This window comes from Corynebacterium lipophilum (assembly GCF_024102595.1).
Taxonomy (GTDB): domain Bacteria; phylum Actinomycetota; class Actinomycetes; order Mycobacteriales; family Mycobacteriaceae; genus Corynebacterium; species Corynebacterium pseudogenitalium.
The window spans coordinates 21,247-36,779 of record NZ_JAEUWV010000012.1 but is presented as its reverse complement, the minus strand read 5'-3'; the positions used below and the strand labels follow the sequence as shown (position 1 = coordinate 36,779).

The window sequence follows — 15,533 nt, the reverse complement described above, 5'->3', positions numbered from 1 at the left end:
TGGCGCAATGAAGATCAACGCCCGGGTGACGCTGCTGCTGTCGTGCGCCATTGCGGGCGTGTTCGCATTTTGGGGCGGGTGGACCAGGCGCTGGATGTCTGACGACGGCCTCATCGTCCTGCGCACCGTGCGCAACCTGTTGGCCGGCAACGGCCCAGTCTTCAACGCCGGTGAGCGCGTGGAGGCGAACACCTCCACGCTGTGGCAGTACTTGATCACCGCGTTCGCGATGGTCAGCGACGCCCGCCTGGAAACCATCGCGATGTGGCTCGCGCTGCTGTGCACGGTCGTCGCGGCGGTGCTGGCCACCTACGCTTCCGGCAAATTCTGGCGCGCCGCGCCGGTGGTGCCGCTGGGCATCCTGGTGTACTTCGCCCTGCCGCCCGCGCGCGACTTCGCCACCTCTGGCCTGGAGTGGGGCCTGTCCCTGCTGTGGCTGGCGGCGTGGTGGGCGCTGCTCGTCCAGTGGGCGGGCGGCACCGCGCGCCGCGCCGCCCCCGTGGTCGGCTACTGGCTGGCCTTCTGGTGCGGACTGTCCTGGCTGGTCCGCCCAGAGCTGGCACTCTACGGCGGACTGACCGGCCTGGTCCTGCTGGTGTACTCGCCGCGCAAGACGCTCGGCATCCTGGCGGCAGCGCTGCCCGTGCCCGCCGCGTACCAGATCTTCCGCATGGGCTACTACGGCCTGCTCACCCCGCACACCGCGGTGGCCAAGTCTGCCTCCGGCAGCGAGTGGGCCGAAGGCGCCAAGTACGCCTGGGACTTCATCGGGCCCTACGCGCTGTACCTGCCGCTCCTGCTGGTCATCGCGGTACTCCTTATTTCTTTACGACGCCTCCTCGTCACCGGACGTCGCGCCGCCATCGTGGCGCTCGTCGTGGGGTGCGCGCTGATCCACATCCTGTACGTGCTGCGCGTCGGCGGCGACTTCATGCACGGGCGCATGTGGCTGCTGCCGCTGTTCGCGTTGCTGCTGCCGGTGATGGCCGCCCCACTGACGCGCCTCAACGTGGTGGTTGCGCTGGTGTTGGTGGTGTGGGCGTCGATAATTGTGGTGCGTGCCCACCCGCTCGACGAGGACATCCACAGCAGGACGGCGAAAGAGCTCGGCATCGTTGACGAGCGCGAGTTCTGGACGATGGCCGTCAACCGCGAACCAGACAACCCGCCGCGCTACGCCGAAGACTTCCTGGGCTCGAAACTCATGACGAACTACACAGACGCTGTCATCGAGGCCCGCGACGCCCACGCCGCCCAAATCGCACCGGGGCTTATCAGCCGCGACCCGGAGCTCTACTCCTGGTACCCGCGCCCCCGCGTCCCCGACGCAGACAGTAACCTGCAGGCCTACCAGTTGTCGCTCTACCTGATCAACCTCGGGATGACCAGTATGAACGCGCCGCTCGACGTCCGGGTCCTCGACACCGTCGGCCTTGCGACGCCGCTCGCGGCCCGTATGCCGCGCGACCCCGAAGGGCGCGTCGGACACGACAAGCAGCTCGCCGCCGAATGGCAAGCCGCGGACACGGCCGTCGACCTCTCAAAGCTTCCTGAGTGGATCGACCAGGACGAAGCACGCCAAGCCCGCGCCGCACTCCGTAGCCCCGAAATAGCCGAGCTGCTCGCCACCTCCCGCGAGCCAATGAGCCGCGAACGCTTTTGGAAGAACATCAAATACTCGCTGGGTAACGGCCGAACCCTCCAGCTTTCCGACGACCCCTCCACCTACCTCAGCTACCTCACAGACGACGAACAGGCACGGCTCAGCCAAGGCGAGGATTTGGGTATCCATAGCGGTACCCGTGTAGTTTGGTAGCAAACTGCTGAGAAAGGGAAACGCTGTATGAAGAACCGCCACGGACTCATGGGCCTAGTGGTAGCGCTCCTGACCGCGCTGTCGATGATCGTCGCCGCCCCCCAAGCACAAGCCGCTAACCGTGACTGGCTGCGCCCCGACTCCACCGGAACCTGCGAGTGGGACCGCGTCGGCTACTGGGTACAACGCTGCACCGTCTGGTCGCCAGCAATGGGCCGCCACATCACCGTCCAGATCCAGCCCGCTCAGCGCGGCGGCAACGCCGGCCTCTACATGCTCGACGGCCTCCGCGCCACCGAACGCACCAACGCCTGGGTCCAAGACGTCAACGCAGCACGCACCTTCGTCAACCACAACATCACCCTCGTGATGCCGGTCGGCGGCCAGTCTTCCTTCTACACCGACTGGAACGCGCCAGCCACCTACAACTTCAACAGCCCCGTCACCTACAAGTGGGACACCTTCCTGTCCAAGGAGCTGCCCGCATACCTGCAGCGCCACTTCGGCGTATCCCCGACGAACAACTCCATCCTCGGCCTGTCCATGGGTGGCACCGCCGCGATCAACCTCGCCGCGCTGCACCCGCAGCAGTTCCGCCAGGTGCTGTCCTACTCCGGCTACCTCACCACCACCATCCCCGGCGCCCAAACCGCGCTGCGCCTCGCACTTCTCGACGGCGGCCTCTACAACCTCAACGCCATGTGGGGCTCCATCTTTGATCCCCGCCGCTACGAGAACGACCCATTCCTAAACATGGGTAACCTCCGCGGCCGCGACGTCTACGTCTCCGCCGGAAGCGGTACACCATCCGCCCGCGACGACCGCTACCTGCCACAGCACAAGGCCGCCGGTATCGCGCTCGAGATGGTCGCGAACTTCACCACACGCCTGTGGAGCGCCAAGGCTACGGCCACCGGCGTCAAGCACACCGCCGTGTTCACACCTGTTGGCCTGCACAACTGGGAACAGTTCGGCCAGCAGCTTGAGTACACGAAGCCGCGCATCCTCAACGTGATGAACGCCTGGTAGTTTTTGGCTCTTGCACTTCTTGGCTCCCGCGCACCAAATTCCTTGATTTGGTGGGCGGGTTTTGCGTTTTCCCAGGTGGCGTGGCTTGCGGGAGGGAATTTGGTGTCTGCCTAACTCCTGTGTGCACCAAAATCCTGGATTCTCGCGTGCTGATCTGCAAACGCCCAGGTCACTGACTCTCGCTGAGGGAATTTGGTGCTTGGTGTACGAGGGTGAGTGACAAAAGACGCACCCCAGTTTTGACGACCTGGGCTTTTACCCCGTCCCCGAGCATGAATTGCGTCCTCTGCCACTCGCTCCCCGATCTGCGCACCAAATTCCTTGGTTTGGTGGGCGGGTTTTGCGTTTCCCCAGGTGGTGTGGCTTGCGGGAGGGAATTTGGTGTCTGCCTAACTCCGGTGTGCACCAAATTCCTGGATTTTCGCGCGCTGATCTGCAAACACCCAGTTCGCAGGCCCGCGCCGAGGGGATTTGGTGCACGCGCCCCACCCACAAGCCAAATATCTTGGTGGCGCTCCGGCGTGTCTGGTGGCTAAACTCTCAAGGCATACTTAACCTTTAGAGTGATTTGTTAGCGCCGTCGCTGGTTGATTCCGGGGGAGGGGAACCCTCGGAGTTGGTCGTAGAGCACGCGGCGCTGGTTGTGCACACCCAAAAAATGGCAAAAGCCCAGAAGAAGAGTTGAGGCAGGAAATTCATGCGTGAGACCCGTTCCCCTATGAATCGGATGAAGAAGGCTGCGATTGTTGCGGCGGCGGTGCCGATGGTGGCGTCGTTAGTTCCGGTGTTGTCGACGTCGGCTGCGGCGCAGTCGTCGTTGCCGCTGTCGAGTAACCGTGGTGGGCTGTCGGATAATATTCGGCCGTCGGACCCGCCGAAGCGGACGCCGATTGAGGTTGATAAGAACCCGCAGATCCCGGGCCTGCCTGAAGGTGTGAGCGTGGACCGCATTGAGTGGTTGACGAACCGCCGCGTGGCTGTGTTTATTCGTTCGGCGGCGATGCCGGAGCAGCTGATGCAGGTGCAGATCCTGCTGGCGCGTGACTGGCACTCGAATCCGCAGGCGAAGTTCCCTGAGGTGTGGGCGCTCGATGGTCTGCGTGCTCGTGATGATGAGAACGGCTGGACCATCGAGACGAATATTGAGCAGTTCTACGCTGACAAGAACGTGAACGTGATCCTGCCGGTTGGTGGCGAGTCTTCGTTCTACTCGGATTGGCAGCGCCCGAACAACGGGAAGAATTACAAGTGGGAGACCTTCTTGACGAAGGAGCTCGTCCCGGTGCTCAATAACGAGTTCCGCTCGAATGATAGCCGTGCCGTGGTGGGTATCTCGATGGGTGGTACTGCCGCGATTAACCTGGCGGAGCGTAACCCGCACCTGTTCAAGTTCGTGGGTTCCTTCTCTGGTTACTTGGACACCACAACCACGGGTATGCCGACGGCGATTAAGGCCGCGCAGATGGATGCGGGCGGCTACGACTCGGAGGCGATGTGGGGCCCGGCTGGGTCGCAGGACTGGATTGACCACGACCCGAAGCTTGGCATTGAGGCGTTGAAGGACATGACGGTGTACGTGTCCTCGGGCTCGGGCCGCGATGACTTTGGTAACCCGGAGTCGGTGGCGAAGGGCGCTGCGAACCCGGCTGGTGTCGGGCTCGAGGTGATTTCTCGCTTGTCGACGCAGACCTTCGTCGATTACGCGTCGCGGACGCCGGTGAAGCCGGTTGTGAAGTTCCGTCCGTCGGGCGTGCACTCGTGGGAGTACTGGCAGTTTGAGATGACGCAGGCCTGGCCGTACATCGCGAATGCGTTGGCGTTGGCGGAGGCTGACCGTGGTTCGGACTGCAACCCGGTGGGCGCGATCGCTGAGGCGACGAAGTCTGGCGTGATCGGCAGCTGCGTGAACAACGAGTACGACGTCGCTGACGGCAAGGGCAAGGCCGAGGACTTCCGTGGTGGTACCGCGTTCTGGTCCCCGAAGACGGGTGCGTACCCGCTGTTCGGCGCGATCCTGGCGAAGTACAGCGGCCTAGGTGGCGCGTCGAGCTGGCTCGGCTTCCCGACCACCGGTGAGACCAAGACACCAGACGGCGTTGGCCGCTTCGTCCACTTCGAGAACGGTTCTATTTACTGGACGCCGCAGACCGGCGCGTACGCCATCCCTGGTGACATGTTCAAGGCCTGGGGCGAGAACGGCTACGAGACGGGCGACCTGAAGTACCCGGTTGCTGAGGCGAACCAGGTGGGCAAGGGCTATGTGCAGAAGTTCCAGGGCGGGTTCCTGACTCGCAACCCGGATAAGAGCCACAACATTGTCCACGGCGCGATCGCCGAGAAGTACGGCGAGCTGGGCACGGCGACGAGCGCGCTGGGCTACCCGAAGAGCAACGAGATCGCGATCCGCGGAGGGTTCTTCCAGCAGTTCGAGAAGGGCAACATCTACTGGTCGCCAGAGACCGGCGCACACGTGGTGCTCTATGGCGACATCTTCGAGGAGTGGGGCAAGCGCGGCTACGAGCAGGGCGCGATGGGCTGGCCGACCTCGGACATGCGCGAAATCCCTGCCGGTGGACTGGTGATTGACTTCCAGCACGGAACGCTGGAGCAGGTCAACGGCGTGGTCCGCGAGCGGAAGTAAGGAGCGGCGATGAAGCGACTGCTGACGAGCGCAAGCCTGTGCCTCGCGTTGGGCCTGGCGGCCTGTGGTGGCACGACGGTGGAAAGCGATGACGTAACGGCGACCCAGGCCCCGCCGACGGCAACGTCGTCGGCGTCTGGCACTGCGAAGGCGACGACGTCGGAGGGAGCGAAGCCGGCGTCGAAAAACCAGGGCCCGGCGGATCAGCCGGCGCGCGAGGTGACCTCGATTCCGGAGCAGGCGCCGACGTTTAGCCCGAAGGAGCAGGCGTTCCTTGATCAGCTGCAGCAAAGCGGCGTGAATGTGAAGGGCGTCGAGGATCAGTTGACGGCGACGGGCGCGACGGTGTGCAATGGTGACTCCGTGACGCGCGATGCGGTTGCGGGGCAGCTGGTAGAGCAGCGCCGCACCGATTTGGATGCGAATGCCGTGGCGGCGCTGATTGGTGAAACCGCGCAGTCCAAGCTGTGCAAGTAAGGGAGTAATATGCGCAGAGCAGGCGTTGTAGCTGCGGTCATTGTGGTGCTCGCGGCGATTGGGCTGGGGGTATTCCAGTGGCTCAAGAACCAGGACGGGCCGAGTGTCGTTGAGCCGGGTGAGCCGGGCACGTCGACGGAGGCGCGCCAGGAGCCAGATTGGTGCCCGGCGGTGGAGTTCGTCTCGATTCCGGGCACGTGGGAATCGTCAATTGACGACGACCCCTTCGCCCCGCAGGCGAACCCGAACAGCTTTATGCTGTCGATTACGAACCCGCTGCAGGAGCGCTACCCGATTGACCAGGTGCGCGTGTTCACGGTGCCGTACACGGCGCAGTTCCGGAACATCCAGACTCCGCAGGGCCGCAACGAGATGAGCTACGACGAGTCCCGCGCTGAGGGCACGGCGCGCGCGAACGGCGAGATTGCGTTCGTGGCGGAGCAGTGTCCGTCGACGAAGTTCATTGTGGCAGGGTTCTCGCAGGGCGCGGTGATTGCGGGCGATATTACGAGCCAGATTGGCGCGGGTACGCACGCGTTGCCGCCGGAGCGCCTGCTGGGCTCGTTGATGATTGCGGACGGGCGTCGTGAGAACGGCGTCGGCGTGAACCCTGGTGTTGAACTGCGTGGTGTTGGCGCTGAGATTGCGCTGCGCCCGCTGCAGATGGTTGTGAGCGCGGCGACGCCAGGCGCAACGATGACCGGTGCGCGGCAGGGTGGCTTCGGCCAGGTGGCTGACCGCGCGTATGAGATTTGTGCGCCGAATGATTCCATCTGTGACGCGCCGCAGGACATCGGAAATGCGGTGGACCGCGCGAGTGCGTTGTTGCTGGCCAACGGCAATCACGCGATGTATGCCTCGAACCCGGATGTGATTCCGGGTACCACTACGCCGCAATGGGCTGTAGATTGGTCGATGTCCGTAATTGATTCTTTCTAGAAACTAACTAATTCTAGGACCTGACTACAAGGAGTGTCCATGGATCTCCAAGTACTGATTCAGCGGTTTATTGACGAAACCGGCCAGATCAAACTCCCGCCGAACTTCACCATCCCGGCCCTGACCGAGATGCTCTACGGGGCAGCCGCACAGGCCGGTGCGACAGGCACCGTCAACATCCGCTCGTGGGACTACTCCGCAGACCCGGACGGGGCGCTGCGTACGTTCACGCGCGCGGAAGTAAACACACGGATCAAGTCGGTGGCGGCGCGCCTGCAGCAGATCGGCGCACCGGGGGACCGCGTGGCCATCCTGGCGGGCAACTGCCCCGAGTACATCTTCGGATTCATGGGTGCCATGTACGCTGGCCAGATCCCGGTGCCGCTCTACGACCCGACCGAGCCAGGCCACGAAGGCCACCTGCGCGCCGTCCTCGCCGACGCCGAGGCCAACGTGGTGCTCACCAACAAGCAGGGCGCGCCAGCAGTGCGCGCTTTCTTCGCGGAGCTGCCGGGCAAGGAACGCCCGCGCATCATCGCGGTCGACGCGCTGCCGGACACGCTCGCTGCCGGCTGGGTGGCCGGACAGGTGGAGGGGGACGTCGATACGTCGGACCATGTGTCCTTCCTGCAGTACACCTCCGGCTCCACCCGCAACCCGGCAGGCGTGATGCTCACCAACGAGTCCATCGTGTCTAACGTCATCCAGATCTATACGGCGGCGAAGCTGGAACAGCCGATGCGCGTGCCGTGCTGGCTGCCACTGCACCACGACATGGGCATCATCATCTCGATGATGCTGATCATCCTTGGCAGCGAGTTCGAGCTATTCACCCCGCGTGACTTCATCCAGCAGCCGATGCGCTGGGTGGAACGCCTCGGTCGCTGCGAGAGCGACCCGGAGGACATCCACGTCTTCACCGCGGCGCCCAACTTCGCGCTCGAGCTGTGCGCTCGTGCCGTCGGGCACGCGCCGCAGGACCTGGACCTGTCCGTCCTCGACGCCCTCGTCATCGGTTCTGAGCCGGTGACGAAGCCGAGCGTCGACAGCTTCATTGCGGCCTACGAGGGCTTCAACCTGGACCGCAAAGCGATGCGCCCCTCCTACGGGCTCGCGGAGGCGACCCTGCTCGTTTCCACCCCGCAGACCCCGGAGCGCCCGAAGTTCGTCACCCTCGACCGCGACAAGCTCACCGAGGGGCTTGCGGTAGAGACAGATGGCGGCGTTGTGATGGCCTCCAACGGCCAGCCGGTGTCATGGATGCACTTCGCCGTCGTCGACCCGCAGACCCACGACGAGGTCGCGCCTGGCACCATCGGCGAGCTGTGGGCACATGGCCCGAACATCGCCCTCGGCTACCAGGACCGCGCGCGCGACACCGCCGACACCTTCGGCAACACCATCGGCGCCACGCTCCAGGAAGGCCTGCCGAAGGACGGCTGGCTGGCAACAGGGGACCTGGGCACGCTTCTCGACGGCCACCTCTACATCACCGGCCGCGTCAAGGACCTCATCGTCGTCGCAGGACGTAACCACTACCCGCAGGACATCGAGGCCACCGTCATGGAGGCCAGCGAACATGTGCGCAAGGATTCGGTGGCGGCGTTTGCGGTGCCGGGGGAGGACGTCGAAAAGCTGGTGCTGCTGGTAGAGCGCGCGGACACCGCCACCCCGGACGGCGACGCCGACGCCATCGCCGCGATCCGCTCCGCCGTGACCGCGAAGCACGGCCTGGCGCCCGCAGACATCCGTTTCTACGCGCCGGGCGAAATCGCGCGTTCCTCCTCGGGCAAGATTGCGCGCCAGGTCAACGCGAAGAACTATCAAGGCTGATAACGAAAAGAAAGGCACGACCGATAGGGTTAGGTGCTATGAGTGAGAATGCATTGATCCAGTGGCTGCAGCAGTGGGTTGCGGAGACGACGGGTGTGGAAAGCGTTGACGCGACCACCCCGTTTGAGTCCTACGGGCTTTCCTCCCGCGACGCAGTGGTTCTCTCCGGGGAACTGGAGAAGCTGCTGGGTCGACGCATCGACCCCACCGTGGCCTACCAGTACCCGACGGTCGCCGCCTTGGCCCACGCGCTGACGGCGGACGCCCCGGCGGCGCCGCAGGTCGTTGCTGCTGGCAGCAACGTGGAGGCGAAGGGCCACGACATTGCCATCGTTGGCACCGCGGGCCGGTTCCCGGGCGCGCATAACGTGGACGAGTACTGGGAGCTGCTCGCCGCAGGTGAGGTCACCACAGGCCCGCTGCCGGAGGGCCGTTGGCCCGAGTACAACTCGGATCCGTTCCTGCGCACCAAGATGCGCGAAGAAGCTACCGACGGCGGCTACCTCGACGACATCGCCGCCTTCGACAACGAGTTCTTTGGCCTGTCCCCGCTGGAGGCGAAGAATATCGATCCGCAGCAGCGCATCATGCTGGAGGTCGCCTGGGAGGCGCTTGAGGACGCCCACATCCCCGCCGACTCGCTGCGTGGGCAGCGCGTGGGCGTGTTTGTTGGTTCCTCGAATAACGACTACGGCATGCTCATGGGCGCTGACCCGGCGCAGGCGCACCCGTACGCGCTGACCGGCGCGTCGAGCGCGGTGATCCCGAATCGGATCTCCTACGCCTTCGACTTCCGCGGCCCGTCCATGAACGTGGACACGGCCTGCTCCTCCTCGCTGGTGTCGGTGCACCACGCGGTGCGCGCGCTTCGCGACGGCGAAGCCGACGTCGCCCTCGCCGGCGGCGTGAACATCCTCGCCAACCCGTTCGCTTCCTTGATGTTCTCGGAATTGGGCGTGATTTCGCCCTCCGGGAAGATCCACGCATTCTCTGATGACGCGGACGGCATCGTCCGTTCGGAGGCGGCCGGGTTCATCGTGCTCAAGCGTGTGGAGGACGCCATCGCCGACGGCGACGACATCCTCGCCGTGATCAAGGGCAGCGCCACCAACTCGGACGGCCACTCCAACGGCCTGACCGCCCCGAACCCGGAGGCCCAGGTAGATGTGTTGCAGCAGGCGTACGCCGACGCGGGCGTGGACCCGTGCACCGTCGACCTCGTGGAGGCCCACGGCACCGGCACTATCCTCGGCGACCCGATCGAGGCCACCGCGCTGGGGCAGGTCTGCGGCGCCGGACGCGAGGCTGGCCAGCCGCTGCTGCTCGGCTCCGCGAAGTCGAATATCGGCCACTCGGAGTCCGCCGCGGGCGTGGCCGCGCTGATCAAGGTCGTCCAGGCCCTGCAGCACGACACGATCCCGGCCATGGCGAACTTCGCCGGCCCGAACCGCTACGTCGACTTCGACGCCAACAACCTTGAGGTCGTCGAGGACCCGCGCGAGTGGCCTCAGTACTCCGGCCAGCGTGTGGCGGGTGTCTCCGGCTTCGGCTTCGGCGGCACGAACGCGCACGTCGTGGTCAAGGAGTTCGACCCCGCTGACTACGAGGCAGCACCGCAGCGCACCGAGGCGCTCACCGGCGTATCGACGGCCGCCCTGCCCGTCAGCGGCCTGTTGACCTCGCGGCGCAAGTCCGCGGCAGCCGAGCTGGCCGACGCCCTGGAGGGACGCCCGGACGCAGACCTCATTCCTATCGCGCGCTCCTTGGCACTGCGCAACCACGGCCGTTCCGCCGCGGTGGTTACCGCCGCCACGACCGAGGAGGCCGTCAAACGGCTGCGCCAGGTTGCGGAGGGCAAGATCGGCCCCGGTATCGCCGTGGCGGATTCGCCGAACGCACTCGGCCCGGTGTTTGTGTACTCCGGCTTCGGCTCCCAGCACCGCAAGATGGCGAAGCAGCTCATGGCATCCTCGCCGCTGTTTGCGCAGCGGATGCGTGAGCTGGACTCCATCGTCCAGTTCGAGGCCGGCTGGTCCATCATCGAAATCATCGAGGACGACGGGCTGACCTACGACACCGAGACCGGCCAGGTCGCGGTGACCGCCTACCAGATCGCGCTGACTGACATGCTCGACGCCGCCGGAATCCGCCCGGCAGCAGTGATGGGCATGTCCATGGGTGAGATCGCCGCGGGCTACGCCTCCGGCGGCATCAGCGCGAAGGACGCGATGGTGATCGCGTGCCACCGCGCTCGACTGATGGGTGAGGGCGAAGCGCTCACCGCCGACACCGACGCCGAGGGTGCTATGGCCGTCGTCGAATTGAGCGCCGATCAATTGGAGGGCACGGGTGTTGAAGCGGCCGTGTTCGCCGGGCCCGGCATGCTCACCGTCGGCGGCCCCGTCGGTGCGGTGAAGGGGCTCGTCGAAAAGCTGGAAGAGGAAGGTAAGTTCGCGCGACTGATGCGCGTGCGCGGCGCCGGGCACACGAGTGCGCTCGACCCGATATTGGGCGATTTGGCTGCCCAGATCGCCGGCATTGAGGCGCACCCGCTGCGGATCCCTCTGCTGAGCAGCGTCGACGAGCGCGTGGTGTACCAGCCGGGCCAGGTCGTGCACACCGACGAATACTTCCTGCGCATGACGCGCCAGCCGGTCTACATCCAGCAGGCCACCGAGACCGCGTTTGCCGAGGGCTACACCACGCTCGTGGAGGTCGCGCCAAACCCGGTCGCGATCATGGGCCTGATGAACACCGCGTTCGCCTCGGGCAAGCCCGACGCGCAGCTGCTGTTTACCTGCAAGCGCAAGGTCGACGAAGTGGAGTCCATCCTGGACCTCGCCGCGAAGCTGTACGTCACCGGCACCGCCGTCGACTTCACCGCGTTCTACGGGCGCGGCCCGCGTATCGACGCCCCGCTGACCCAGTTCAAGCGCTCCGAATTCTGGACCGATGCGCGCCCCGCGTCCGCGCACACCTCGCTGCTCGGCGCGAAGGTGCGCCTGCCGGAGGGTCAGGTCGCGTACTCGACCGCCGCGGACACGCTGTTTAGCCCGCACCAGATTATCGACGCCGTCGCCGCCGAAGTTCTGCCCGGCTCCCGGGTGGTGGCATACGAGGACCACGACGTACTGCCTGCAGAGGGCGACGTAACCACCATCGCGGCGACCTCGCTCGGCGGGGTGAGCGTGAAGGTGTTCCACGAGGACACCCTGCTGGCGGAAGGCTTCGCCACCGCGCTCGACCTTGGCGGTGCTGTTGAGGAAGACTCAACGACCGCTGCTCCGGCCGCGGCGGCTGACGTTGCTGGTGACGCCGCGCCCGTCGCCGACGAGCTCGCCGACGTCGACGCCATCCGCTGGGACCCGAACTCCGGCGAGTCCGTCGCCCAGCGCCTGCGCTCCATCGTGTCCGAGTCCATGGGCTACGACGCCGAGGACCTCCCCGACGAGCTACCGCTCATCGACCTCGGCCTGGACTCGCTGATGGGCATGCGCATCAAGAACCGCGTGGAAAACGACTTCCAGATCCCGCCACTGCCAGTACAAACGCTTCGCGACGCCTCCGTCGCCGACGTCATCCGCATCGTCGAGGACGCGGTCGCCGGGGTGCAGTCGGAGGCCGCTGAGGCTGCCGCCGAGCCCGCTGAGCCCGCCGATGCTACTGCCGCCGAACCTGCCGAGAAGGCGGAGGGTGCCCAGGGCGTCGGCGTCGCACCACGCGATGCCTCGGAGCGCATGGTGTTCGGCGCGTGGGCGAAGTTCACCGGCACCGCAGCCGCAGGCGTGACCTCCGAACTGCCAGCCATCGACGACGCGCAGGCCGAGAATATCGCCAATCACCTCAGCGAGCGCTCCGGCATCACCGTGACCGCCGAGCAAGTCAAGGACGCAGAGACGCTCGAGCCGCTCGCCGATATTGTGCGCGAAGGCCTCGAAACCGAGGTCGAGGGCAACATCCGCGTGCTGCAGCAACCAGAGCACACCACCAAGCCGCCCGTGTTCGTGTTCCACCCGGCCGGTGGGTCCAGTGCGGTGTACCAGCCGTTAGCTCGTCGACTAGAAGATGACGTCGCGGTGTACGGCGTCGAGCGACTCGAGGGCACCCTCGAAGAGCGCGCCGCGGCCTACGTGGAAGACATCAACCGCATCGCGCCCGAGGGCAAGGTCGTGCTCGCTGGCTGGTCCTTCGGCGGCGCACTGGCCTACGAGGTGGCGCACCAGCTGGGCAACGACCGCATCGCGTTCATCGCGCTGCTGGACACCACCCAGCCGTCCGAGCCCGCCCCCGACACCCCAGAAGAAACCAAGAAGCGTTGGGAGCGCTACGCCAAGTTTGCCAAGGACACCTACGGGCTGGACTTCCCGGTGCCCTTCGACCTGCTGGAGACAGCAGGGGAGGACGCGGTCCTCAACATGCTGGCCGAGTTCCTCGCCACCACCGACGCCTCCGAGCACGGTCTCGCCGCCGGTGTGCTGGAGCACCAGCGCGCGTCCTTCGTCGATAACCAGATCCTCAACCGCCTCGACTTCGCCCGCTGGGCAGACGTGCAGGTGCCGGTGCTGCTGTTCCGCGCCGAGCGCATGCACGACGGCGCCATTACCCTGGAGCCGGCCTACGCCCACATTGACGAGGACGGTGGCTGGGGCGCTATCGTGAAGGATTTGACGATCGTCCATCTGCCGGGCGACCATTTGGCAGTAGTTGACGAGCCCGCGGTTGGCATCGTGGGCAAGTACATGAACGAATGGATTGATAATGGCAACTAGCGCAGAAAAGCTCGCTGACCTGCGTGCACGTCTAGAAAAAGCGCAGGACCCCGGTTCAGAGCGCTCGCGGAAGCGCCGCGACGACGCCGGGAACACCACCCCGCGCCAGCGCATCGCCGCGCTGCTCGACGAAGGCTCCTTCGTCGAGATCGGTGCCCTGGCCCGCACACCCGGCGACGAGAAAGCCGTCTACTCCGACGGCGTCGTCACCGGCTACGGACGTGTCGACGGCCGCCCCGTCGCCGTCTACGCCCACGACAAAACCGTCTACGGCGGTTCCGTCGGCGTCACCTTCGGCCGCAAGGTCGTCGAGGTCATGGAGTTCGCGATCAAGATCGGCTGCCCCGTCATCGGCATCCAGGACTCGGGCGGTGCCCGCATCCAAGACGCCGTGACGTCCCTGGCCATGTACTCCGAGATCGCCCGCCGCCAGCTCCCGCTATCCGGCCGCAGCCCGCAGATCTCCATCATGCTGGGCAAGTCCGCCGGCGGTGCCGTCTACGCGCCCGTGACCACCGACTTCGTCGTCGCCGTCGACGGCCAGTCCGAAATGTACGTCACCGGCCCCAACGTCATCCGCGAAGTCACCGGCGAGGACATCACCTCCGCCGAACTCGGCGGCGCCCGCGTCCAGGAACAATCCGGCAACATCCAGGCCGTCGTCAGCTCCGAGGAAGAAGCCTTCGACTACGTCCGCGACCTCCTCGCCCACCTGCCGACGTCCACCTTCGACCCAGCCCCCGTCGAATGGGCCCCCGAGGACGACGACCTCGACGACTCCGCCCTTGACACCTTCATGCCCGACGACACCAACGCCGGCTACGACATGATGGACCTCCTCGTGCAGCTCGGCGACGACGAGGACCTCGTCGAAATCCAGGCAGGATACGCCGAGAACCTCATCTGCGCCTTCGGGCGCATCGACGGCCGCACCGTCGGCTTCGTCGCCAACAACCCCATGTACCAGGCCGGATGCATCGACGCCGACGCCGCCGACAAAGGCGCGCGCTTCATCCGCACCTGCGACGCATACAACATCCCCCTCGTCTTCGTCGTGGACACGCCCGGCTACCTGCCCGGCGTCGACCAGGAGCGCGAAGGCCTCATTCACCGCGGCGCCAAGCTAGCGTTCGCCGTCGTGGAGGCCACCGTGCCGAAGGTCACCCTCATCGTCCGCAAAGCATACGGCGGGGCCTACGCCGTCATGGGTTCCAAGAACCTCACCGGCGACATCAACCTCGCCTGGCCGACCGCGCAAATCGCCGTCATGGGCTCCTCCGCCGCCGTTGTCATGATCCAAGGCAAGCAGCTCGCCGCCATCGAGGACCCCGCCCAGCGCGAAGCGATGAAGAAGATGTTCATGGACTTCTACGACGAAACCATGACCTCCCCATACGTCGCCGCCGAACGCGGGTTCATCGACTCGATGATCGAGCCGTCCCAAACCCGCCTCTCTTTACGACGCGCCCTTCGCCAACTTGCCACCAAACAAGAGCAAGACCTGCCGAAGAAGCACACCATCAGTCCCCTCTAAAACACATAAGGAGAAGAATTTCATGCTTTCCTCAGCACTCGACATCGCCGGAGACATCATCAACCACCTCGTGTGGATGATCTACGCCCTCCAGGGCGGCGACTTCCTCGCCAACATGGGTTGGCTGTCGAGCTAACGCCGCTTCAGAATCAGTTTCGCTGCACCGCGCCATCCCAGCATGAGCAGCGCCGACATGCTGCTCGCCACGATGACGAACGAGTAGTGCGGCAGCTTGTGGCGGTAGAAGCCCCAAATGATCAGGCCCACCACGATCGTGATGAGCCAAATCAGCCACCCCTTGTCTTTGCGGGTGGCCAGCCACGCCAACCCCAGCCCGACCGCGAACGGCAGGAAGGTTTCCAACCAGCCGAAGAAGTTCAGCGGCATGTCTTCGGTCTGGTGCGCGATGCGCGCGAGCAGCGCGAACGCGGCGATGGCAACGTAGTCAGCAGCAATTGCGTACGGTTTTTTAATCATGTCAGACAGTCTAACCCG

9 protein-coding genes are annotated in these 15,533 nt (G+C 65.3%); 8 read left to right on the top strand and 1 reads right to left on the bottom strand.

Features of this window, described 5'->3' with window-relative positions:
• Positions 1–7: 7 nt before the first annotated feature.
• The 8 genes from JMN37_RS08160 (at position 8) to JMN37_RS08125 (ending at position 15,038) form a co-directional block, all read left to right on the top strand.
• Positions 8–1,816: an arabinofuranosyltransferase AftB family protein gene (locus tag JMN37_RS08160; protein ID WP_252931639.1), complete on the top strand. Its 1,809-nt coding sequence runs from the start codon at positions 8–10 to the stop codon at positions 1,814–1,816.
• 27 nt (positions 1,817–1,843) lie between these two features.
• Positions 1,844–2,845, top strand: a complete 1,002-nt coding sequence (locus JMN37_RS08155) for an alpha/beta hydrolase (protein ID WP_070361775.1) — start codon at positions 1,844–1,846, stop codon at positions 2,843–2,845.
• A gap of 697 nt (positions 2,846–3,542) precedes the next feature.
• Entirely contained in the window at positions 3,543–5,486 is a 1,944-nt protein-coding gene (locus JMN37_RS08150; RefSeq protein WP_252931638.1) for an alpha/beta hydrolase-fold protein, read from the top strand.
• 9 nt (positions 5,487–5,495) lie between these two features.
• Positions 5,496–5,963: a DUF732 domain-containing protein gene (locus JMN37_RS08145; protein WP_070479656.1), complete on the top strand. Its 468-nt coding sequence runs from the start codon at positions 5,496–5,498 to the stop codon at positions 5,961–5,963.
• Between the two features lie 9 nt (positions 5,964–5,972).
• Entirely contained in the window at positions 5,973–6,902 is a 930-nt protein-coding gene (locus tag JMN37_RS08140) for a cutinase family protein (RefSeq protein WP_252931636.1), read from the top strand.
• A 39-nt stretch (positions 6,903–6,941) separates the two neighbouring features.
• A complete protein-coding gene (locus tag JMN37_RS08135; RefSeq protein WP_252931634.1) occupies positions 6,942–8,735 on the top strand; it encodes a FadD32-like long-chain-fatty-acid--AMP ligase in 1,794 nt (597 codons plus the stop codon).
• 38 nt (positions 8,736–8,773) lie between these two features.
• A complete protein-coding gene (locus JMN37_RS08130; protein ID WP_252931632.1) occupies positions 8,774–13,504 on the top strand; it encodes a type I polyketide synthase in 4,731 nt (1,576 codons plus the stop codon).
• Positions 13,494–15,038: an acyl-CoA carboxylase subunit beta gene (locus tag JMN37_RS08125; RefSeq protein WP_252931631.1), complete on the top strand. Its 1,545-nt coding sequence runs from the start codon at positions 13,494–13,496 to the stop codon at positions 15,036–15,038. The genes JMN37_RS08130 and JMN37_RS08125 overlap by 11 nt, the downstream gene beginning before the upstream one ends.
• Positions 15,039–15,170: 132 nt before the next feature.
• Here the strand turns inward: JMN37_RS08125 and JMN37_RS08120 are convergent, their stop codons facing one another.
• Positions 15,171–15,515 carry a DUF3054 domain-containing protein gene (locus JMN37_RS08120; protein WP_070479647.1) on the bottom strand — a complete coding sequence of 115 codons (345 nt, stop codon included), beginning with the start codon at positions 15,513–15,515 and terminating at the stop codon, positions 15,171–15,173.
• Between the last annotated feature and the right edge of the window lie 18 nt (positions 15,516–15,533).